The organism is Devosia sp. MDV22-iso42, from assembly GCF_058629155.1.
This window is the reverse complement of sequence record NZ_JBZVWR010000011.1, coordinates 141,427-160,057: the sequence shown is the minus strand read 5'-3', so window position 1 is coordinate 160,057 and position 18,631 is coordinate 141,427. Positions and strand designations below refer to the sequence as shown.

Annotated in this window: 19 protein-coding genes; 17 read left to right on the top strand and 2 right to left on the bottom strand. The window is 65.8% G+C overall.

Annotated features, from left to right (window positions below):
• The first annotated feature begins 94 nt into the window (after positions 1–94).
• From exbB to AC4NN3_RS14160, 8 genes are all read left to right on the top strand, one after another.
• The gene (gene exbB / locus AC4NN3_RS14195) at positions 95–919 is read left to right on the top strand and encodes a tonB-system energizer ExbB (RefSeq protein WP_491927738.1); all 825 of its coding nucleotides are present in this window, start codon (positions 95–97) and stop codon (positions 917–919) included.
• Complete coding sequence (gene exbD, locus AC4NN3_RS14190) at positions 919–1,377, top strand: TonB system transport protein ExbD (protein WP_491927737.1); 459 nt, start codon at positions 919–921, stop codon at positions 1,375–1,377. The genes exbB and exbD overlap by 1 nt, the downstream gene beginning before the upstream one ends.
• Complete coding sequence (locus AC4NN3_RS14185; RefSeq protein WP_491927736.1) at positions 1,377–2,252, top strand: energy transducer TonB family protein; 876 nt, start codon at positions 1,377–1,379, stop codon at positions 2,250–2,252. The genes exbD and AC4NN3_RS14185 overlap by 1 nt, the downstream gene beginning before the upstream one ends.
• A 71-nt stretch (positions 2,253–2,323) precedes the next feature.
• A complete protein-coding gene (locus AC4NN3_RS14180; RefSeq protein ID WP_491927735.1) occupies positions 2,324–3,307 on the top strand; it encodes an iron-siderophore ABC transporter substrate-binding protein in 984 nt (327 codons plus the stop codon).
• Positions 3,308–3,330: 23 nt separating this feature from the next.
• Positions 3,331–4,326 (top strand): FecCD family ABC transporter permease, encoded by a 996-nt coding sequence (locus tag AC4NN3_RS14175; protein ID WP_491927734.1) that lies wholly within the window; start codon positions 3,331–3,333, stop codon positions 4,324–4,326.
• Entirely contained in the window at positions 4,326–5,381 is a 1,056-nt protein-coding gene (locus AC4NN3_RS14170; RefSeq protein ID WP_491927733.1) for a FecCD family ABC transporter permease, read from the top strand. The genes AC4NN3_RS14175 and AC4NN3_RS14170 overlap by 1 nt, the downstream gene beginning before the upstream one ends.
• A gap of 16 nt (positions 5,382–5,397) precedes the next feature.
• On the top strand, positions 5,398–6,216 hold the full coding sequence (locus tag AC4NN3_RS14165) for an ABC transporter ATP-binding protein (RefSeq protein WP_491927732.1): 819 nt from the start codon (positions 5,398–5,400) through the stop codon (positions 6,214–6,216).
• Positions 6,213–7,118, top strand: a complete 906-nt coding sequence (locus tag AC4NN3_RS14160) for a siderophore-interacting protein (protein WP_491927731.1) — start codon at positions 6,213–6,215, stop codon at positions 7,116–7,118. The genes AC4NN3_RS14165 and AC4NN3_RS14160 overlap by 4 nt, the downstream gene beginning before the upstream one ends.
• Before the next feature lie 16 nt (positions 7,119–7,134).
• Here the strand turns inward: AC4NN3_RS14160 and AC4NN3_RS14155 are convergent, their stop codons facing one another.
• Positions 7,135–7,884 (bottom strand): FadR/GntR family transcriptional regulator, encoded by a 750-nt coding sequence (locus AC4NN3_RS14155; protein WP_491927730.1) that lies wholly within the window; start codon positions 7,882–7,884, stop codon positions 7,135–7,137.
• Between the two features lie 185 nt (positions 7,885–8,069).
• Between AC4NN3_RS14155 and AC4NN3_RS14150 the strand changes: the two genes are divergently transcribed.
• From AC4NN3_RS14150 to AC4NN3_RS14135, 4 genes are read left to right on the top strand one after another with little or no spacing between them, the layout of a single operon-like run.
• The gene (locus AC4NN3_RS14150) at positions 8,070–9,362 is read left to right on the top strand and encodes an extracellular solute-binding protein (RefSeq protein WP_491927729.1); all 1,293 of its coding nucleotides are present in this window, start codon (positions 8,070–8,072) and stop codon (positions 9,360–9,362) included.
• A 60-nt stretch (positions 9,363–9,422) separates the two neighbouring features.
• Positions 9,423–10,355, top strand: coding sequence for a carbohydrate ABC transporter permease (locus AC4NN3_RS14145; RefSeq protein WP_491927728.1), 933 nt, complete (start codon positions 9,423–9,425; stop codon positions 10,353–10,355).
• Positions 10,348–11,223, top strand: coding sequence for a carbohydrate ABC transporter permease (locus AC4NN3_RS14140; RefSeq protein ID WP_491927727.1), 876 nt, complete (start codon positions 10,348–10,350; stop codon positions 11,221–11,223). Before AC4NN3_RS14145 ends, AC4NN3_RS14140 begins: the two co-directional genes overlap by 8 nt.
• Before the next feature lie 12 nt (positions 11,224–11,235).
• The gene (locus AC4NN3_RS14135) at positions 11,236–12,303 is read left to right on the top strand and encodes an ABC transporter ATP-binding protein (RefSeq protein WP_491927726.1); all 1,068 of its coding nucleotides are present in this window, start codon (positions 11,236–11,238) and stop codon (positions 12,301–12,303) included.
• Between the two features lie 33 nt (positions 12,304–12,336).
• On the opposite strand, the gene AC4NN3_RS14130 is transcribed toward AC4NN3_RS14135, so the two are convergent.
• Positions 12,337–13,347 (bottom strand): zinc-binding alcohol dehydrogenase family protein, encoded by a 1,011-nt coding sequence (locus AC4NN3_RS14130; protein ID WP_491927874.1) that lies wholly within the window; start codon positions 13,345–13,347, stop codon positions 12,337–12,339.
• A gap of 163 nt (positions 13,348–13,510) precedes the next feature.
• Here AC4NN3_RS14130 and AC4NN3_RS14125 point away from each other — a divergent pair, with 163 nt between their 5' ends.
• The 5 genes from AC4NN3_RS14125 to AC4NN3_RS14105 all read left to right on the top strand — a co-directional run bounded on the left by AC4NN3_RS14125 (position 13,511) and on the right by AC4NN3_RS14105 (position 18,631).
• Positions 13,511–14,401, top strand: a complete 891-nt coding sequence (locus AC4NN3_RS14125) for a GntR family transcriptional regulator (RefSeq protein WP_491927725.1) — start codon at positions 13,511–13,513, stop codon at positions 14,399–14,401.
• A 200-nt stretch (positions 14,402–14,601) separates the two neighbouring features.
• Complete coding sequence (locus tag AC4NN3_RS14120) at positions 14,602–15,585, top strand: ABC transporter substrate-binding protein (RefSeq protein WP_491927724.1); 984 nt, start codon at positions 14,602–14,604, stop codon at positions 15,583–15,585.
• A gap of 167 nt (positions 15,586–15,752) precedes the next feature.
• The gene (locus AC4NN3_RS14115) at positions 15,753–17,246 is read left to right on the top strand and encodes a sugar ABC transporter ATP-binding protein (protein ID WP_491927873.1); all 1,494 of its coding nucleotides are present in this window, start codon (positions 15,753–15,755) and stop codon (positions 17,244–17,246) included.
• A 24-nt stretch (positions 17,247–17,270) separates the two neighbouring features.
• Complete coding sequence (locus AC4NN3_RS14110; RefSeq protein WP_491927723.1) at positions 17,271–18,236, top strand: ABC transporter permease; 966 nt, start codon at positions 17,271–17,273, stop codon at positions 18,234–18,236.
• A 194-nt stretch (positions 18,237–18,430) separates the two neighbouring features.
• Positions 18,431–18,631, top strand: a complete 201-nt coding sequence (locus AC4NN3_RS14105; protein ID WP_491927722.1) for a YgaP family membrane protein — start codon at positions 18,431–18,433, stop codon at positions 18,629–18,631.

Below are 18,631 nucleotides of genomic sequence, written 5' to 3'. Positions count from 1 at the left end.
TCCAGCCCGACCAGGCATGGGTGCCGAACTGAACAGGGGACGGTCGCTTCGGCGGCCGTCCTCGCTTGCATGAAATCGATGGAACGGACCCCGCATGACCCCTTCTCTCCGCCACCGCCTCGGCCTCGCGACTTTTATCGCCGTGCTGCTTGCCGCCGGCTCGGCCTTGGCCCAGTCAACCGTGCCCGGCGCCGATCTGCCAGCGGCCATGCTGGGCGATCTGCCGCATGATCTGTCGCCCTGGGCGATGTTCATGGCCGCCGATCTGGTGGTCAAGGCGGTCATGGTTGGCCTCGCCTTCGCGGCTCTCCTCACCTGGGTCATCCTGGTCGCCAAGCTGCTTGAGATCGCCGGCGCCAAGGCCCGTGCCCGCGCCACGCTGCGCGCGCTGACGGCCTCCCGCACGCTCGACGAGGCTCTCGCGGCGCTGCAAAGCCGGCGCGGCGCCGGCGTCACCCTGCTGCTGGCCGCCGACGAGGAGGTGCGTCTCTCCCAGGATGCACTCGACAGCGCCGGCGGCGACGGGCTCAAGGACCGCATCGCCTCGCGCCTGCAGCGCCTCCAGGCCGCCGCCAGCCGTCGCCTGTCGCGCGGCACAGGCATTCTCGCCAGCATCGGCTCTACCGCGCCCTTTGTCGGCCTGTTCGGCACCGTCTGGGGCATCATGAATGCCTTTATCGGCATTTCCGAATCCCAGACCACCAACCTGGCCGTGGTCGCCCCCGGCATTGCCGAGGCGCTGCTGGCCACCGCCATGGGCCTCGTCGCCGCCATTCCGGCCGTCATCATCTACAACGTCTTCGCCCGCTCCATTGCCGGCTATCGCCAGACCCTGGGCGATGCCGGCGCCGCCATCGAGCGCCTGGTCTCGCGCGACCTCGATTATCGCGGCGTCGCGCTGCGCAGCGAGCCGCGCTGATGGCCGGCCGCATTCGCGAAACCGGCGGCGACGAGGACGGGCTCGACGAGCAGCACGAGATCAATGTCACGCCCTTCATCGACGTCATGCTGGTGCTGCTGATCATCTTCATGGTCGCCGCGCCCCTGGCCACGGTCGACATCAATGTCGATCTGCCGGGCTCGACCGCCACGGCCCAGCCGCGTCCCGACGAGCCGGTCTATGTCACCCTGCGCAGCGATCTCAATCTCGATATCGGCAATGATGCCGTCACCCGCGACGGCCTCGCCACCGCCCTTGATGCGGTCACCGCTGGCGATAAACAGCAGCGCATTTTCCTGCGCGCCGATCAGACCGTGCCCTATGGCGATCTGATGGACCTGCTCAACCAGCTGCGCGCTGCCGGCTATCTCAGCGTCGCGCTGGTCGGGCTCGAACTGGTGCCCCCCGCCGCGCCAGCGCCGGTCGCTACCCCCTGATGCAGTCCGGCGAAACCATCGGCACCGCGCACTTTGCCGGCCTGACCCTGGGCGACGCCGCGCGCTGGGCCTTTGCCCTGACCCTCGTGGGGGCCGGCGGCCTGGGCCTCGTGCTGCTGGCGCGCCAGGGGACGCCACCGGCCGGTGACGCCAGCCTTGCAGCGCCGCCCGCCATCATGCTCGAACTCGCCCCCATGCCCGCGCCCGAACTGGCGATGGAGCCGGTCCCGCCCGAGCCGGCGCCAGAGATGGAACCGCCGCCGCCCGAGCCTCTGGTGCAAGAACCCGCACCCCTGCCGCTGCCGGAACCTGTTGTCGAACAGCCACCGGAACCGGAGCCGGAACCCTTGCCAGAGCCTGAGCCCGAAGCGCTGCCCGAACCCGTGCCCGAACCCGTGCCCGAAGCCGAGGCGCCCGCCGTGGCTTTGCCCGTGCCGGCCACCATGTCCGCCGATCTGCGCCAGCGCCGCCTCGACACCCCCGCCACGCCGCGCCCGCAGCGTCAGCCCGCACGGCCAAAGCCGACCGCCCAGCCCGTCGCAACGCCTGCCGCGGTCCCGCCACCGGCCGTTGCCGCGCCCGGGCCGTCCCCTGAACAGTGGCAGCAGCAGGTGCTGGCCTATCTCGATCGCCGCAAGCTCTATCCGCGCGAGGCGCAGCGCGCCGGCCAGGAAGGCGTGGCCCGCATTACCTTTGCCATCGATGGCGCCGGCCGCGTGCTCTCGGTCAGCCTGGCCGGCTCCTCGGGCATTGCCGCGCTTGATCAGGCGGCGCTGGACACCGTCCGCCGCGCTTCCCCGGTCCCCGCTCCGCCGGCCACCTTGGGGCAGGCCAGCCTCACCCTGACCGCCTCCATCCGCTTCACACTGCGCTAGTACTTGTGCCCAGAAATTACATGACAATGAGTGTCCGATTTATTAGCGTGCCGCCGATCAAGGAGACTTCGATGCCCTTCCGCCGCCGCAGCCTTTTCTGGCTCGCCCTTGTTGGCCTCATGCTGCCGCTGCCGGCGCTGGCCCAGCCGGCCTTTCCGGTAACGCTGACCCATGCCCATGGCCAGACCGTGATCGAAAAGGCGCCGCTGCGCATCGTCACCTGGGGCTGGGGCAATGAGGACGCCTTGATCGCTTTGGGCGTCATCCCGGTCGCCATGCCGTTCCAGGCCTATGGCGGCGGCGAGGATGGCGTGCAGCCCTGGGTCGATGCGGCGCTGACCGCTCTGGGCGGGACTCGACCTATCCTGCTCGACATGGCCGGCGAGCCGCCCATCGAGCAGATAGCCGCCCTGCAGCCCGACCTCATCCTGGCCGTCTATTCCGGCATCACGGCCGAGCAATATGCCCTGCTCAGTTCCATTGCCCCCACCGTGGCCTATAGTGGCGACGCCTGGACCACGCCCTGGCAGGATATCACCCGTACCATCGGCCGGGCCATCGGCAAGGCGGCCGAGGCCGAACAGCTCGTCGCCGACACCACCGCCTTCATCGCCGAAACGGCCGCTGCCCGTCCCGAGCTGGCCGGCACCAGCTTTGCCGGCGTCAACGACTATGACGGCGCGCTCGCCGTCTATGCGGCGGCCGATTCCCGCGTCAAATTCCTGGTCGATCTCGGCCTCGTCCTGGCGCCCAGCGTCACAACAATGTCGCCCAGTGATGGCGCCTTTTACTTTCCCGTCAGCTATGAGCTGGCCGACTCCATCACCAGCGACATCATCGTCACTTACGCCGAGGACCAGGCCGGTGCCGACGCCTTCCTGGGCAAACCCTTCATCCAGAACCTGCCGCAATATCAGGCCGATGCCATCGCTGCCCTGGTCGGCACCGAGCAGGTCGCCGCGGTCTCCCCACCCAGCGTGCTGTCGCTGCATTGGGGCCTGCCAGCCTATGTCGACGTGCTGGCCACTGCCGCCCGCAACGCTGCTACGCCTTGATTTACCGGCGACAGGGCAGGGGATTGGACAGGCGCGTTTCGCTGCTCGCCGCGTTGGTGCTCGCCCTCATGGCGGTGCTGCTGCTCTCGCTGACCCTGGGCGCTCGCCCCGTACCCCTGTCGACTGTCTGGACGGCGCTCAACGCCTTTGATCCGGGCATCACCGATCATGCCGTCATCATCGACCTGCGCTTGCCGCGCACCCTGCTCGGGCTTGGAGTGGGGGCCGCCCTGGGGCTGGCCGGCGCCGTGCTGCAGGGCGCCACGCGCAATCCCCTGGCCGATCCGTCCATCCTGGGTATTCATGCCGGCGCCAGCCTCTGCGTCGTCCTCGGCATTACCCTGTTCGGCCTCACCGACCTGCGGCACTATATCTGGCTGGCCTTTGCCGGCGCCGCTTTGGCCACCATCGGCGTCTATGCCGTGGCCGCGATCGGGCGCGACGGCCCGACGCCGCTCAAGCTGGCGCTGGCCGGCGCCGCCGTGACCGCCGCGCTGACCTCGGTGGTCTCGGCCATCCTGCTCACCCGGCCGACAACGCTGGACCAGTTCCGCTTCTGGCAGGTCGGCGCGCTGGCCGGCCGCGATATGGCGGTGCTCACCCAGGTCGCGCCGTTCCTGCTCGTCGGCGTGGTTCTGGCCTTGGCGCTAGGCCGCACCCTGGACGGGCTCTCCATGGATGAGTCGGTCGCGCGTGGTCTCGGCCAGCGCACCGCCCTTGGTCGCGCCGTGGCGGGCCTGGCCGCCATTATCCTGGCCGGTGCCGCCACCGCCGGCGTCGGTCCCATCGCCTTTGTCGGCCTCACCGTGCCGCATCTGGCGCGCGGCCTGACCGGCCCGTCCTATCGCTGGATCCTGCCCTTTTCCATGCTGCTGGGCCCGCTTCTGCTGCTCGGCGCCGATATTGTCGGCCGCCTCGTCGCGCCGCCCGGCGAGGTGCAGGTCGGCATCGTCACCGCGCTGCTGGGGGCGCCCTTCTTCATCGCCCTCATCCGCCGCCGCAAGCTGGCCGAACTGTGATGGCCGTCACCGCCCTCATCGATGCCGGCGCCATCAGGCAGCTCCGCCACCGCTTGTCGCGTCGTAGGCTGCGGGTCGCCCTGGCCCTTGGCGCCATCCTGCTTATCGCCTTTGCCCTGGCCATGGTGCTGGGTGACTATCCCGTGCCGCTGCCTGATCTTTTGGGCGCGCTGCTCTCCCCGCTCACCGGCGCCCGAAATCCCGGCATCGACTTCATCGTCCTCCATGTCCGGCTGCCGCGCGCCGTGCTTGCCGTGCTGTCCGGCGCCGCCTTTGGCCTCTCGGGCAGTATCTTCCAGACCCTGCTGCGCAATCCGCTGGCCAGTCCGGACATTATCGGCATTTCCCAGGGCGCCAGCGCCGCGGCGGTATTTTGCATCATCGTGCTCGGCTGGAGCGGCACGCCGCTGGCCCTCGGCGCCCTGGCCGGTGCCTTGCTGACAGCCTTGGCCATCTATGCCCTCGCCTGGCGCGACGGCGTCGGCCCCTATCGCATCGTGCTTATCGGCATCGCTATGGCGGCAATCCTGTCGGCCTGCATTTCCTGGCTCTTCACCCGCGCCCGCCTGACCCAGGTGCAGCAGGCGCTGACCTGGCTGGTCGGCAGCCTCAACGCCGCCGGCACCAGCCAGCTGGTCCCCCTGGCCCTGGCGCTTGCCCTATTGGTCCCCGTCGCCCTCCTGCTGTCGCGTGGGCTTTCCGCCCTGCAGCTGGGTGACGATGCCGCCCGCGCCTTGGGCAGTCGCGTCGAGCTGACCCGGCTGGCGCTCATGCTTGCAGCCGTCGCTCTTGCCGCCTTTGCTACCGCTGCCGTGGGTCCCGTTGCATTCGTCGCCTTCGTCGCCGGCCCGATCGCGCGCCAGTTGCTTGGTGCCGGCCGCCCCGTCCTGCTGCCCGCCATGCTGGTGGGCGCCATCACCATGCTGGGCGCCGACCTGCTGGCCCAGCATGCCTTGCCGGCCACCCAATTGCCGGTCGGCGTCGTCACCGGCCTGCTGGGCGCCCTGTTCCTGATCTGGCTGCTGATCACCGCCAACCGTGCCGGACGCCTCTAGCCATGGATGACCCATCGTGACTACCGCCCACACTCTTGCCGCCCGGGACCTGCGCCTCGGCTATGACGACCGCGACATCGTCACCGGGTTCGATATCGCCGTGCCGCCGGGTAAGCTGACGGTCATCATCGGCGCCAATGCCTCGGGCAAGTCCACCCTGCTGCGTGGGCTGGCGCGCCTGCTGGCGCCCCGCGCCGGCACGGTGCTGCTCGATGGCCAGTCCATCCAGGCGCTCTCGACCCGGCAGGTCGCCACCATTATGGCGGTCCTGCCCCAGTCGCCCACCGCGCCCGAAGGCATCGTCGTCGCCGATCTGGTCGCCCGCGGCCGCTATCCGCATCAGGGCTGGTTCCGCCGCCCCAGCCATGACGATGACCTGGCAGTGGCCGCGGCCCTGGCCGCCACCGATATGGCCGCCTTTGCCGATCAGCCCGTCGATGCCCTGTCGGGCGGCCAGCGCCAGCGCGTCTGGATCGCCATGGCCCTGGCCCAGGGCACCGACCTGCTGCTGCTCGATGAACCCACGACCTTTCTCGACATTCACCACCAGGTCGAAGTGCTCGACCTGCTGACCGATCTGGTGCGCCAGGCCGGCCGCACCGTGGTCGTCGTGCTGCACGATCTCAACCTGGCCTGCCGCTATGCCGACCATATCGTGGCGATGAAAGACGGGCGCCTGGTGGCCGAAGGCGCGCCATCCGCCGTGGTTACCGAAGCCCTCGTCGCCGAGGTCTTCAACCTCGCTGCCCGCATCGTGCCCGACCCCGTATCCGGCACGCCGCTGATCGTGCCCATTGGTCGTCACCATGCCGGCACCACCGGGGATCAGCCATGACCAGCAACCGGCCCTATCGCATCTTCAACGTCGCCCTGGCGCGGAGGGAGGACCTCTCCGTCCATATGCGGCGCCTGACCTTTTCCGGCCCGGAGATCGCCGAGATGACGACGCTGGCGCCCGATCAGCGCATCAAGATCTTCTTCCCCGGCGCCGACGGCCAGGCCCCCGCGCTGTCCTCGACCGGCGACTGGTACAAGGACTACAAGGCCCTGCCGCCCGACCAGCGCGTGCCGATGCGCAGCTATACCATCCGCCATCTGCGCGCCCCGGCTGGCGAGATCGATGTCGATTTCGTGCTGCATGGCGAAACCGGTCCGGCCTCGCGCTGGGCCCTCCATGCCCGCCCCGGCGATCGCGTTCAGATGTCGGCGCCCAACCGCCATGCCCAGGGCGAGATCGGCGGCTACGAGTGGAAGCCGCCCGCCTCGGCCCGCCACATCCTGCTGGCTGCCGACGAAACGGCATTGCCCGCTCTCTCCGGCATCCTCGAGCAATTGGCCAACCGCGCCGACAAGCCCGACGTACAGGCCTATATCGAAGTTCCCACCGCCCAGGGCCAGATCGACCTGCCGCGATGGCCCGGTCTGCAGCTGCACTGGCTGCCGCGCGACAGGGCGTCGACCGCCGTGCGCCCCGGCGATCTGCTGCTCGCCGCCGTGCATGCCGCCTCGCTCCCGCAGGGCGTCGTCACTGCCGGTCTCGAACTCGAAGATATCGACATCGACCGCGTCGTCCCCTGGGACCAGGCCCAGTCGCTGGATGGCGATTTCTACGCCTGGATTGCCGCCGAATCCGCAGCGGTGATGGCGCTGCGCACCTTTCTGGTCAAGGAGCGCGGCCTCGATCGGCGTGCCCTCAACCTCATGGGCTATTGGCGCCTGGGCACGGTATTCGACTGAACCGGCGCCGCCCGGCCTAGCCGCGCGCGCCGATGCTGATGGCGTCGCGCCGGTTGAGCTCCAGCATGCGCGCCATTTCCGCCCGCGCCCTGTCGCCATCGCGCGCCGCAATGGCCTCCGCCACCCTTATATGGCCGTCGCGCGAGGGCACCACGGCATATTGCAGCACCGCAAATTCATACGATACCCGCAGCATGGAGACGATCAGCGGCCGCATCTGGCGCAGCATGCCATTGCCGGTGGCGTCAAGGATGGTGGCGTGAAAGCGGCAGTCGGCGGCGAAGGTTTCCTGCACATCGTCCTGTTCGGGATGCAGCGCCTGCGCCGCCTCGACAATGGTTGCGATCTGGGCCGGCGTGGCGCGCTGCGCCGCCAGTTCAGCGGCTGCCGGCTCCAGGATGATGCGCAGCTCGGTGGTTTCGGCAAACATGGTCACCAGGCGCGGATGGCCAGGTTCATGCCAGGACACGACGTCCGAATCGAGCAGGTTCCATTCCTCGACCGGGCGCACTCTGGTGCCATAGCGCCGCGCCGTCCGCACCAGCCCCTTGCCTGACAGTACCTTGATGGCATCACGAATGGTGGCGCGGCTGACCTGCAGCGACTCCGCCAGGGCGGTTTCCGTCGGCATGATCTCCCCCGGCAGATAGCTGCCATTGGCAATCCGGCGCCCCAGCAGGTCTACCGCCAGCTTGGCCGCCCCTTTGGGCAGCGCGTCGCCAAACATCACGGGCGCCTGCAGCATCCGCTTTTCAACAATCAGCATCGATCCGTGCCCAGCCTGCCTCTACCTGCGATCCAGCGATCCGTCTGGCCCTGCGATAGCATTGATCTGAGCGCCTCGCCATGCTGCCAAAAGTCTGTGTCTCTACATCTGATTTAAACTTGACATCAACCATGCATGGACGCACGTTTGGTCTACGGGGCAACGACCCTGGGAGGAGAATGCACATGTCTGTTATTCTTGGCCGCCTTGCGCGGCAGCGGCGGCTTTTTGCCCTCACGACAGTGGCCATGCTGGCAGCAATCGTGCCGGCAAGCGCCCAAACTACCATCAAATGGCTGCATCTTGAAGCCAATCCCGATCGCCTGGCGACCTGGGAGGATATTGCTGCGGCCTATGAAGAGGCCCATCCGGACGTCACCATCGAATTCCAGTTCCTCGAGAACGAGGCCTTCAAGGCCAAGCTGCCCACCCTGCTGCAGTCCAGCGAAGCGCCCTCCATGTTTTACACCTGGGGTGGCGGCGTGCTGAAGGCGCAGTCGGAAACCGGCGCCATTCGCGACCTCACTGCCGCCATGGATGCCGATGGCGGCGCCTGGCGTAATGCCATCAGCCCGGCCGCGGTCGATGGCCTGTCCATCGATGGCAAGGTCTGGGCTGCGCCGGTCCAGTCCGGCCTGGTCTCGTTCTTCTACAACAAGGCCCTGTTCGAACAGGCCGGCGTTGACGCTACAGCCATCACCACCTGGGATGAGTACCTGGCTGCCGTGAGTGCGCTCAAGGAAGCCGGCATTACCCCGATCGCCGGTGGCGGTGGCGACAAGTGGCCGATCCACTTCTTCTGGAGCTATCTGGCCATGCGCGAGCTGGGCCAGGATGGCTTTGCCGCCGCCAAGGGTGGCGAGGGCTTCCAGGGCGAGGGCTTCCTGCGCGCCAGCCAGAAGCTGGCCGATCTGGGCGCGCTCGAGCCCTTCCAGGATGGCTATCTCGGCGCCAGCTGGCCTGACACCCAGGCCGTCTTTGCCGATGGCCGCGCGGCCATGATGCTGGCCTTTGAAAATACCGCGACGCCATCCAACCAGGCCAATGCCGCCACCGACGGCAAGGGTCTGGCCTCGGACAATATCGGCCGCTTCGCCTTCCCCGTGGTCGAGGGTGGCGCCGGCGTCATCACCGACGATTTCGGCGGCCTCAATGGCTGGGTCGTCACCACCAATGCCCCGCCGGAAACCGAGGACTTCATCCACTTCCTGACCATCGAAAATGCCGGCCTGCTGGCCGAACGCAACAATATCCTGCCCACCGCCCTGGGGTCCGACGCCAGCGTCAAGGATCCCAGCCTGGCCGACAGTGCGGCCCAGATGGCCAAGGCCACCTGGCACCAGAACTATCTCGATCAGGATCTTGGTCCCAATGTCGGCCGCGTCGTCAATGACATGTCGGTCGAGCTGGTCTCGGGTGGCGTAACGCCTGAAGAGGCGCTGCAGCAGATCCAGGACGCCTTCTCCATGGAAATGTAAGCGTGGCGGGCGGTTCGCACCTGAACCGCCCGCTGCCCCCTCCGGCGTGAAGGACCGTCCATGAGTCAGCTTGCCTCGTCAGCCTTGAACGTCCGGCCCGCCAAAGCGCGCACGCGCCGCCGCGGTGTCGGTGATCGGGGCAAATGGCCCATCATCGTGCTGTTCCTGCCGCCCGCTCTGCTGCTGTTCACCCTCTTCGTCATCCTCCCCATGGGCGAGGCGGCCTGGTATTCCTTCTTCAACTGGAATGGCTATGGCCTGCCCGACCAGTGGGTCGGCTGGAAGAATTACGAGCTGATCTTCAAGCAGAGCGCCTTCCGCAATGCGCTGATCAACAACGGCCTTATCATCCTGGTCTCGATCTGCATCCAGATTCCATTGGCCCTCTGGCTGGCCACCATGGTTACCAAGCACATCAAGGGTGCGCTGGTCTTCCGGCTGGTCTTCTTTCTGCCCTATGTGCTGGCCGACGTGGCCGCGGGCATGATCTGGCGCTTCGTCTATGACGGCGAATTCGGCCTTGTCGCCAATGTCGCGCGCTTCTTCGGCCAGAACCCGCCCTTCTGGCTGGCCGACAAGGACGTGGCCTTCTATGCCGTGCTGGCGGTGATCGTCTGGAAGTATTTCGGCTTTCACATGATGCTGTTCATTGCCGGGCTGCAGGCCATCGACAAGAGCGTGCTCGAGGCTGCCGATATCGACGGCGCCACCGGCTGGCAGAAATTCACCCGTGTCACCCTGCCGCTGCTGGGCTCCACGGTCCGCCTGTCGGTCTTCTTTGCCGTGGTCGGTTCGCTGCAGCTCTTCGACATGATCATGCCGCTGACCGGCGGGGGCCCGTCCAATTCCACCCAGACCCTGGTGACCTTCCTCTACAGCTTCGGCGTCATGCGCATGCAGGTGGGCTTCGGCTCGGCCGTGGGTGTCGTGCTGTTCGTCATCTGCGTCACGCTGGCCTTCAGCTACAAGCGGGTATTCATGAAAAATGACTGACAGCGCCCCTCCCATCGACGCCGCCATCGCGCCCAGCAGCGGTCGCAGCCTCGGCATCAAGACCAAGACCTATCTCTATGCCGCGCTGCTCATCGTCGCCGCCGTCGTGCTGGTGCCGCTCATCACCACCGCCCTGGGCGGCTTCAAGACGCTGGGCGACCTGCGCGGCAATGCCTTCGGCCTGCCGCAGACGTGGATGATCTCCAACTATGCCGATATCCTGTTCAGCCAGCGCTACTGGCTGCAGATGGGCAATTCGCTGCTGATCGCCGGGCTCACCGTCTTTCTCGTGCTGACCCTGGCCGCCATGGCCGCCTTCGTCTTCGCCCATGTCCGCTTCTTCGGCTCGGACCACCTGCTCAACTACTTCCTGATCGGCCTGATGTTTCCGGCGGCCACTGCCATCCTGCCGCTCTTCATCCGTATTCGTGACCTGGGCCTGCTCGATACCTATTGGGGCGTCGTCCTGCCCCAGGTTGCCTTTGGCCTGGGCATGAGCATCCTGCTGTTCCGCAACTATTTCCGCGGCATGCCGTCCGAACTTTTCGACGCCGCCTTTGTCGATGGCGCCGGCTATTTCCGATTCTTCTGGCACATCACCCTGCCGCTCAGCCGGCCCATCATCGCCACGGTGGGCATCATCACCTTCGTGGGCAGCTGGAACAGCTACATCCTGCCGCTGATCATGCTGAACTCGGAATCCAAATATCCCTGGCCGCTCGGCATCATGGTCTATCGCGGCGAGTTCAGCACCGACTGGCAGCTGATCCTGGCCTTCATCACCCTGACAATTGCCCCGACGATCATCGTCTTTTTTGCTGCGCAGAAACATATCATTGCCGGTCTGACCGCCGGCGCCGTCAAATAATCGGAGAACAGCATGGCCGGTCTTGAGCTGCGCAACCTCGCCAAGAGCTATGGCATCGTCCCGGTCATCCAGGGCATCAATCTCGACGTCGCCGACGGCGAGTTTGTCGCCCTGGTGGGCCCCTCCGGCTGCGGCAAGTCCACCATCCTGCGCATGATCGCCGGCCTCGAGGACATTACCGAGGGCGACATCTATATCGGCGGCGAGGTGGTCAACGAGCTGACGCCCAAGGAGCGCAACATCGCCATGGTGTTCCAGTCCTATGCGCTCTATCCGCATATGAGCGTCTATCGCAACATGGCCTTCAATCTCGAACTGGCCGGCAGGCCCAAGGCGGAAATCGACCAGCGCGTCCGCGTCGCCGCCAAGATGCTCGAGCTCGAGCCGCTGCTCGAGCGCAAGCCCAGCCAGCTCTCGGGTGGCCAGCGCCAGCGCGTCGCCATGGGCCGGGCCGTGGTGCGCAACCCGTCAGTCTTCCTCTTCGATGAGCCGCTGTCCAACCTCGATGCCAAGCTGCGCGTCCAGATGCGCGCCGAGATCAAGCTGCTGCACAAGAAGGTCGGCGTCACCTCGGTCTATGTCACCCATGACCAGGTGGAGGCCATGACCCTGGCCGATCGGGTCGTGGTGCTCGACAAGGGCATCATCCAGCAGGCCGGCTCTCCCATGGAGCTCTATCGCCAGCCGGCCAATACCTTCGTTGCCGGCTTCATCGGCTCGCCCGCCATGAACTTCTTTGCCGCCACCATCGTCGCCGGCGTGCCGCAGACAGCCTCGGGTGAAGCCTTTCCCTTCCGTCCCCGCGAAAAGCTGCAGGAGGGTCAGGCCGTTACCATTGGCGTCCGCCCGGAACATTTTCAGCGCGCCGGCGCTGGGCCAGGCATGGCCGGCCCCATCAGCATTGTCGAGCCCACCGGCGGGCAGACCTTCGTCACCGTGCAGCTTGCCGGCCAGCCGACCGTCGTCACCATCAGCGGCGACGACACGGTCAATCTCGGCGCCAGCCTGACCCTCTTCACCCAGCCCGAGCAGGTCTATGTCTTTGACGGGGCCAGCGGCCGGCGCGTCAGCGAGAACTAGAGGGCGACCGAGGCAACGGCATCTGGCCGGGCGCTAGTCGATCTCGATAACGGCCTTGATCAGGCCCGTTTTTTGGCTGGCCCAGCGGGGCAGGTCGGTCACCGCGCCCGCCAGCGTAGTGCGATGGGTGATCAGCCGGTCGACCGGCACCTGGCCGGCGCTGATGGCGGCGATGACGCGCTCGAAATCCACCGCGGTGGCGTTGCGGCTGCCAATTATGGTCATTTCCTTGCGGTGAAAGTCGCTGTCGGCAAAGGTAATGTCGCCCTTGACCACGCTGACCAGCACATAGCGCCCGCCATGGGCGACGAAGTCGAAACCCTTTTCGATCGAGCCCTGGTTGCCGGTGGCGTCGAACACCACGTCGAAGCCCTCGCCATCGGTGACGCCGCTGACCTGGGCATCGACATCCTCATCGGCCAGGATCGTGCCGGCAATGTCGAACAGGTCCGCCGCCACCGCCAGCCGCTCGGCATCGCGATCCAGCACCGTCACCTTGGCGCCCGACAGCGTCGCGAACAGCACCGCGCCAAAGCCGATCGGCCCGGCCCCGATCACCAGCACCCGCTCGTCTGTCTCCAGCGCCGCCTGCCGCACCGCATGGGCGCCGATGGCGAGAAATTCCACGGTAGCGCAGGCATCGGCCGAAAGGCCCGCGGCGCGCACCAGATTCTGCGGCGGCAGCGACAGCCATTCCGTCATGCCGCCATCGCGATGCACACCCAGCACGGCGATCCTGGTGCAGCAATTGGGCTTGCCCTTGCGGCAGGCAATGCAGGTGCCGCATGACAGATAGGGATTGACCACGACGATCTCGCCGGCCGCGAAATCGCTCTCGCCGCCATCCACCACTTCCACGGCCAGCTCGTGCCCCATCACCCTTGGATACGCCAGGAAGGGATGCTTGCCCTCGTAGATGTGATAGTCGGTGCCGCAAATGCCGACACGGCGCGGCCGCACCAGCACCTCGCCCGCCGCGCGCGCCGTTCGGGGACGCTGCACCACTTCCAGCGTGCCGGGGGTTGAACAGAGCAGCGCGTCCATGACTTCCATCATCGTTTCCTGACAAGCGTTTAGGGCAGCGGGCGGATCGGGCGTTACACTCCTCATGTGCATCGCCGCGTCGCCGCAAGGCGACAAAATCTGCTGTCCAAGGCAGCGTCAATGTGTTTTTTATGGATAATAGAAAAAACGAGGTTCCGCTTCAGTGAAGAGCGACACAGTTTTCAAACGGGCATTCAATGACATGCTCACCATCGTCGGCCAGGAAGAGATCGGCGCCGTTCTGCCCTCGGAAAATGACCTCAGCGCCCGCCTGGGGGTGAGCCGGACGACGGTGCGCAAGGTGCTCGCCCAGCTCAGTGCGCGGGGCTATGTCAGCGACAACGGCCGCAACCGCCTGGTGCAGGGAACCGTGCCCGGCGATGCGCATTTTCCACAGGTCGAGACGGTACCAACCGCCCAGCAGGTGGAAAAGAGTTTCATGGAATGGATGCTGCGCGGCGACACCAAGCCGGGCGCCCAGATCAACGAGCTCGAAATGGCGCGCGCCTTTGGTGTTGGCACCACCGGCATCCGCGAATTTCTCAACCGCTTTCGTCGCTTCGGTCTCATCGAGAAGCGCCCCAATGCCGGCTGGCTGTTCAAGGGCTTTACCCAGGATTTCGCCATGGAACTGTTCGAAATCCGCGAGATGTTCGAGCTGCGCTCCGCTCAGGCCCTCGCCGCCTTGCCGCCCACCGCGCCGGTCTGGGCCGCGCTGCGCCAGCTCGAGCGCGAGCACCACGCTTTGCTCGGCGATATCGATGGCCGCTTCCACGATTTCTCCGACCTCGACAACCGCTTTCACCGGCTGGTCAATACCGCCGCGCCCAACCGCTTCATCGACGACTTCTACGACATCATCACCGTGATCTTCCACTATCACTACCAGTGGAACAAGCGCGACGAGCGCCAGCGCAACGAAGTGGCGATCCGCGAGCACCTGGCCTATATCGACGCGCTGTACAGCCAGGATCCGCAGCGGGCCCGCGCCGCCTGCAGCCTGCACCTGGCCTCGGCCAAGAACACCATGATGGCCGCGTTTTCGGACGACTGAACTGTCCTCGGCGGCGGGTGCGTGGGGCTCCTGTGCGGTTTAGAATAAATGAACTTACACAGGCGCAAGCGGAACGTATGTTCTTTTTTAGTTTACTCTCCATAAAAAACATTTTGCAGCCCCCTGCAGACGTGCATAGATAGGCGGGCGCCGCCGGGCCTCGAATGTCCGTGTCGAGCACATCATGGGAGAGTAGAATTATGATCTTGAGCAAGCTGAACCGCCGCGCGGTTCTGTCCATCTCCGCTGTCGCACTGGCCGCCGGCATGCTGGGCGCAACCCCGACCATCGCGCAGGACGTGACCATTCCGATCATCGTCAAGGACACCACGTCCTTCTACTGGCAGATCGTGCTGGCTGGCGCCCGCGCCGCCGGCAAGGATCTCGGCGTCAACGTACCCGAACTGGGCGCCCAGGCTGAAACCGACATCAACGGCCAGATCTCCATTCTGGAAAACGCCGTTGCCGGCAGCCCGGCCGCCGTGGTGATCGCGCCGACTGAAAAGTCGGCTCTGGGCGCGCCGATCACCGAAGCCGCCAATTCCGTGCCGATCGTTGGCATCGACTCCTCGGCTGACTCGACCGCCTTCACCTCCTTCCTCACCACCGACAACGTCCAGGGCGGCCGCATTGCTGCCGATGGCCTGGCTGCTGCCATCAAGGCCGCGACCGGCAAGGAAGAGGGCGAAGTCGCGCTGATCACCTCGGTGCCCAATGCCGGCTCTCTCGAAGAGCGCAAGCAGGGTTTCATCGAACAGCTGGCCAAGTATCCCGGCCTCAAGCTGGTCGCCGACAAATATGCCGATGGTCAGGCCGCTACCGGCCTCAACATCACCACCGATCTGCTGACCGCCAATCCCAACCTGGTCGGCATCTTTGCCTCCAACCTGATCATGGCGCAGGGCGCCGGCCAGGCTTTGGCTGAAAACGGCGCTGCCGAAAAGGTATCGCTGATCGGCTTTGACAGCGACGACAAGCTGGTCGGTTTCCTGACCGACGGCACCATCGACGCCCTGGTCGTGCAGGACCCCTACCGCATGGGTTACGACGGCATCAAGACCGCCCTGGCTGCCTCCAAGGGCGAAAAGGTCGAGGCCTTCGTCGATACCGGCGCCAACCTGATCACCACCGCCAACATGAACGACGAGCGCAGCCAGGCGCTGCTCAATCCCAAGGTCGACTGACCATGCTGGCCGGGGGATGTGGCGGATTGACTCCGCCGCTTCCCCCGGCTCCAATCGCGTGGTGATGACGGCCCGGCACAAGGGTCGCGCACCAGAGGAGTGGCGGGAGAATTATCGTGACAGAGCTCTCACCGGGAGCATCAACGCCTGGGGTCGGTCCCGGCGCGCTGCCCCATGCTGACGCCGACCTGATCCTGGAGCTGCGCGCGCTCGAAAAGCGCTACGGCTTCATCCAGGCGCTCAAACCCGCCAACCTGGCCTTCCGGCGCGGCGAAATCCACGCCATTGTCGGCGAGAACGGCGCCGGCAAGTCGACCCTGATCAAGCTGCTGACCGGCGTCATCCGCCGCACCGGCGGCAAGATCCTGTGGAACGGCCAGGAGGTCGAGCTCTCGACCCCCAACGAGGCCATTGCCCACGGCATCAATGCCGTGCACCAGGAAGTGGTGCTGTGCCGGCATCTGTCGGTGGCCGCCAATATTTTCCTCGGCGATGAAACCGTCCGCTTCGGCATCCTGCAGAAGCGCGAGATGACCCGCGCCGCCCAGAAGATCCTCGACGATATCGGCTTCAACCTGCCGGCTGATGCCATTCTGGGCTCGCTCACCATCGGCCAGCAGCAGCTGGTCGCCACTGCCCGCGCCTCGCTGCGCGGCACCAAATTCATCATTTTTGACGAGCCCACGGCCTATCTCACCCGCTCCGAAGCCGCCCAGCTTTTCGCGCTGATCCGCCGCCTCAAGGATGAAGGTGTCACCATCGTCTATATCAGCCACCGCATGGAGGAGGTCTTCGAGCTCGCCGACCGCGTCTCGGTGCTGCGCGACGGCACTATGGTGGGCACGCGCGACATTGCCGAGACCAACGATACCGAGCTGGTCGCGCTGATGATCAATCGCACGCTGGACCAAATCTACCACAAGGAACAGATTCCCTTCGGCAAGCTGCTGCTCGAAACCCGCAACCTTTCCGGCAAGGGCTTCAACGATGTCTCGATCAGCGTGCGCGCCGGCGAGATCGTCGGCCTTTATGGGCTGATCGGCGCCGGCCGCAGCGAATTCGCGCTCAGCGTCTTTGGCCGCAATCCCAAGACCGCCGGCGACATCGTCTGGCAGGGCCAGGTGGTCGATATGCGCAACGAGCGCACCGCCATCGATCTGGGCATTGCTTTGGCGCCCGAGAGCCGCCGCGACCAGGGGCTCAATCTCAACCTGTCCATCGGGCTCAATATCAACCTGCCGGTCTATGACCGGATCAATTCCGGCATTGTCGTCAATGTCGCCGAGGAGAAAAAGCGGGCCAACCAGCAGATCAAGGATCTGGGCATCAAGACGCCGTCGCGCCATACGCTGGCCTCGTCCATGTCGGGCGGCAACCAGCAGAAGATCGTCATCGGCAAGTGGCTCAACCACGGCGCCGAGCTGTTCATCTTCGACGAGCCTACCGTTGGCGTCGATGTCGGCACCAAGGCGGAAATCTATCGCCTCTTTGCCCGCCTGCTCAAGAATGGCGCCGGCATCATCCTGATCTCGTCCTACCTGCCCGAGGTCTATGAGCTGGCCGATACGCTGCACGTGTTCCGCGATGGCCACCTGGTCGGCAGCCAGGCCTATCGCCAGCGCACGCATGAAGAAATTCTGGCCGAGGCCATCGGCGTCTGACGCCCCAGACTGGAGAAGACGACAATGACCACCGAAGTGACCCCGACCGTCGCGACCAAACGCAATTACAGTTTTCTCTTCGCGCTGACGCTGCTGGGCCTGCTGGTTCTGCTCTGCGTGGCGCTGTCGATCGCCACGCCCAGCTTTGCCACCGGCAACAATATTTCGAACCTGCTGCGCCAGGGCTCGATGATCGCGATCCTGGCCATCGGGCAGACCTTCGTCATCATCACCGGCGGCATCGACCTGTCCGTGGGCGCGGTGGTGGGCTTTTCCACCGTCGTGGTGGCCGGTCTGATCCAGTCGGGCATGCCCATTCCCGCGGCCATCATCATCACCCTGGTCGTCGGCCTGCTGATCGGCTGCTTTCATGCCTTCGGCATCGTCAAGATGGGCCTGCCGCCCTTCATCATGACCCTGGCTACGCTCACCTCGCTGCGCGGCATTGGCCTGCTGATGACCAATGGCTCGACCATCAACATCACCAATGAGGCCTTCACCCAGTTCTCCCGCGAGAGCTTCATCGGCGTGCCCAACCTGTTCTGGATGGTGGTCATCGTCGCCATCCCGTCTTTCATCTTCCTCCACCTCTCCAAATGGGGCCGCTATCTCTACGCCGTCGGCTCCAATGCCGAGGCGGCGCGCCTGTCCGGCGTCTCGGTGCCCAAGATGATCTTCATCGCCTATGGCCTCTCCTCGATGTTTGCCGCCTTTGTCGGCGTCATGCTGGCGGCGCGCCTCGGCGTCGGCAATGCCACCCAGGGTGATGGCTGGGAGCTGCAGGCCATTGCCTCGACGGTGATCGGCGGCACCTCCCTGTTCGGCGCCGTCGGCTCGGTGCATGGCCCGCTGATCGGCGCCTTCATCCTCGCCACCATCGCCAATGGCGCCAACCTGCTCAACGTCAACTCGTTCTGGCAGCGCATCATTACCGGCGTGCTGATCATCGTCATCGTCTTCTTCGACCAGCTCCGGCGCCGCAACCGCTAGCATCGCCGACAGGCCGGCCCGGGCGCGCGTCCCGGTCCGGCCGTTCCCCCGGCAGCCGCTTCCGGGCCGCGCCGGGCAATCGCCCGCTATCCCCCCGCTCAACCCCAGGTCGCGCCGCCGCGTCATTCGTGGCTTGCGCTATGCGCGAATCCAATCCATACACACATTCTAATATACTAATGTGTGGAGTTGTGATGTCGATTACCCGTGCCGTTACCGCCTTTGCCGGAGCGATGGTTCTGCTGTCCGTCCTGCTGACCGCTCTCGTGTCGCCGCATTTTGTCTGGCTCACCGTCTTTGTCGGCGCCAACCTGCTGCAATCGGCCTTTACCGGCTTCTGCCCGGCGGCCCTGTTGTTCCGCACCATCGGCCTCAAGCCGGAAGGAGGACGCTGA

Excerpts from the sequence above, each read along its gene's own strand:
- exbB (WP_491927738.1), top strand. The coding sequence starts at position 95 with ATGACCCCTTCTCTCCGCCACCGCCTCGGCCTCGCGACTTTTATCGCC.
- exbD (WP_491927737.1), top strand. The coding sequence starts at position 919 with ATGGCCGGCCGCATTCGCGAAACCGGCGGCGACGAGGACGGGCTCGAC.
- AC4NN3_RS14185 (WP_491927736.1), top strand. The coding sequence starts at position 1,377 with ATGCAGTCCGGCGAAACCATCGGCACCGCGCACTTTGCCGGCCTGACC.
- AC4NN3_RS14180 (WP_491927735.1), top strand. The coding sequence starts at position 2,324 with ATGCCCTTCCGCCGCCGCAGCCTTTTCTGGCTCGCCCTTGTTGGCCTC.
- AC4NN3_RS14170 (WP_491927733.1), top strand. The coding sequence starts at position 4,326 with ATGGCCGTCACCGCCCTCATCGATGCCGGCGCCATCAGGCAGCTCCGC.
- AC4NN3_RS14160 (WP_491927731.1), top strand. The coding sequence starts at position 6,213 with ATGACCAGCAACCGGCCCTATCGCATCTTCAACGTCGCCCTGGCGCGG.
- AC4NN3_RS14155 (WP_491927730.1), bottom strand. The coding sequence starts at position 7,884 with ATGCTGATTGTTGAAAAGCGGATGCTGCAGGCGCCCGTGATGTTTGGC.
- AC4NN3_RS14150 (WP_491927729.1), top strand. The coding sequence starts at position 8,070 with ATGTCTGTTATTCTTGGCCGCCTTGCGCGGCAGCGGCGGCTTTTTGCC.
- AC4NN3_RS14145 (WP_491927728.1), top strand. The coding sequence starts at position 9,423 with ATGAGTCAGCTTGCCTCGTCAGCCTTGAACGTCCGGCCCGCCAAAGCG.
- AC4NN3_RS14140 (WP_491927727.1), top strand. The coding sequence starts at position 10,348 with ATGACTGACAGCGCCCCTCCCATCGACGCCGCCATCGCGCCCAGCAGC.
- AC4NN3_RS14135 (WP_491927726.1), top strand. The coding sequence starts at position 11,236 with ATGGCCGGTCTTGAGCTGCGCAACCTCGCCAAGAGCTATGGCATCGTC.
- AC4NN3_RS14130 (WP_491927874.1), bottom strand. The coding sequence starts at position 13,347 with ATGGACGCGCTGCTCTGTTCAACCCCCGGCACGCTGGAAGTGGTGCAG.
- AC4NN3_RS14120 (WP_491927724.1), top strand. The coding sequence starts at position 14,602 with ATGATCTTGAGCAAGCTGAACCGCCGCGCGGTTCTGTCCATCTCCGCT.
- AC4NN3_RS14110 (WP_491927723.1), top strand. The coding sequence starts at position 17,271 with ATGACCACCGAAGTGACCCCGACCGTCGCGACCAAACGCAATTACAGT.
- AC4NN3_RS14105 (WP_491927722.1), top strand. The coding sequence starts at position 18,431 with ATGTCGATTACCCGTGCCGTTACCGCCTTTGCCGGAGCGATGGTTCTG.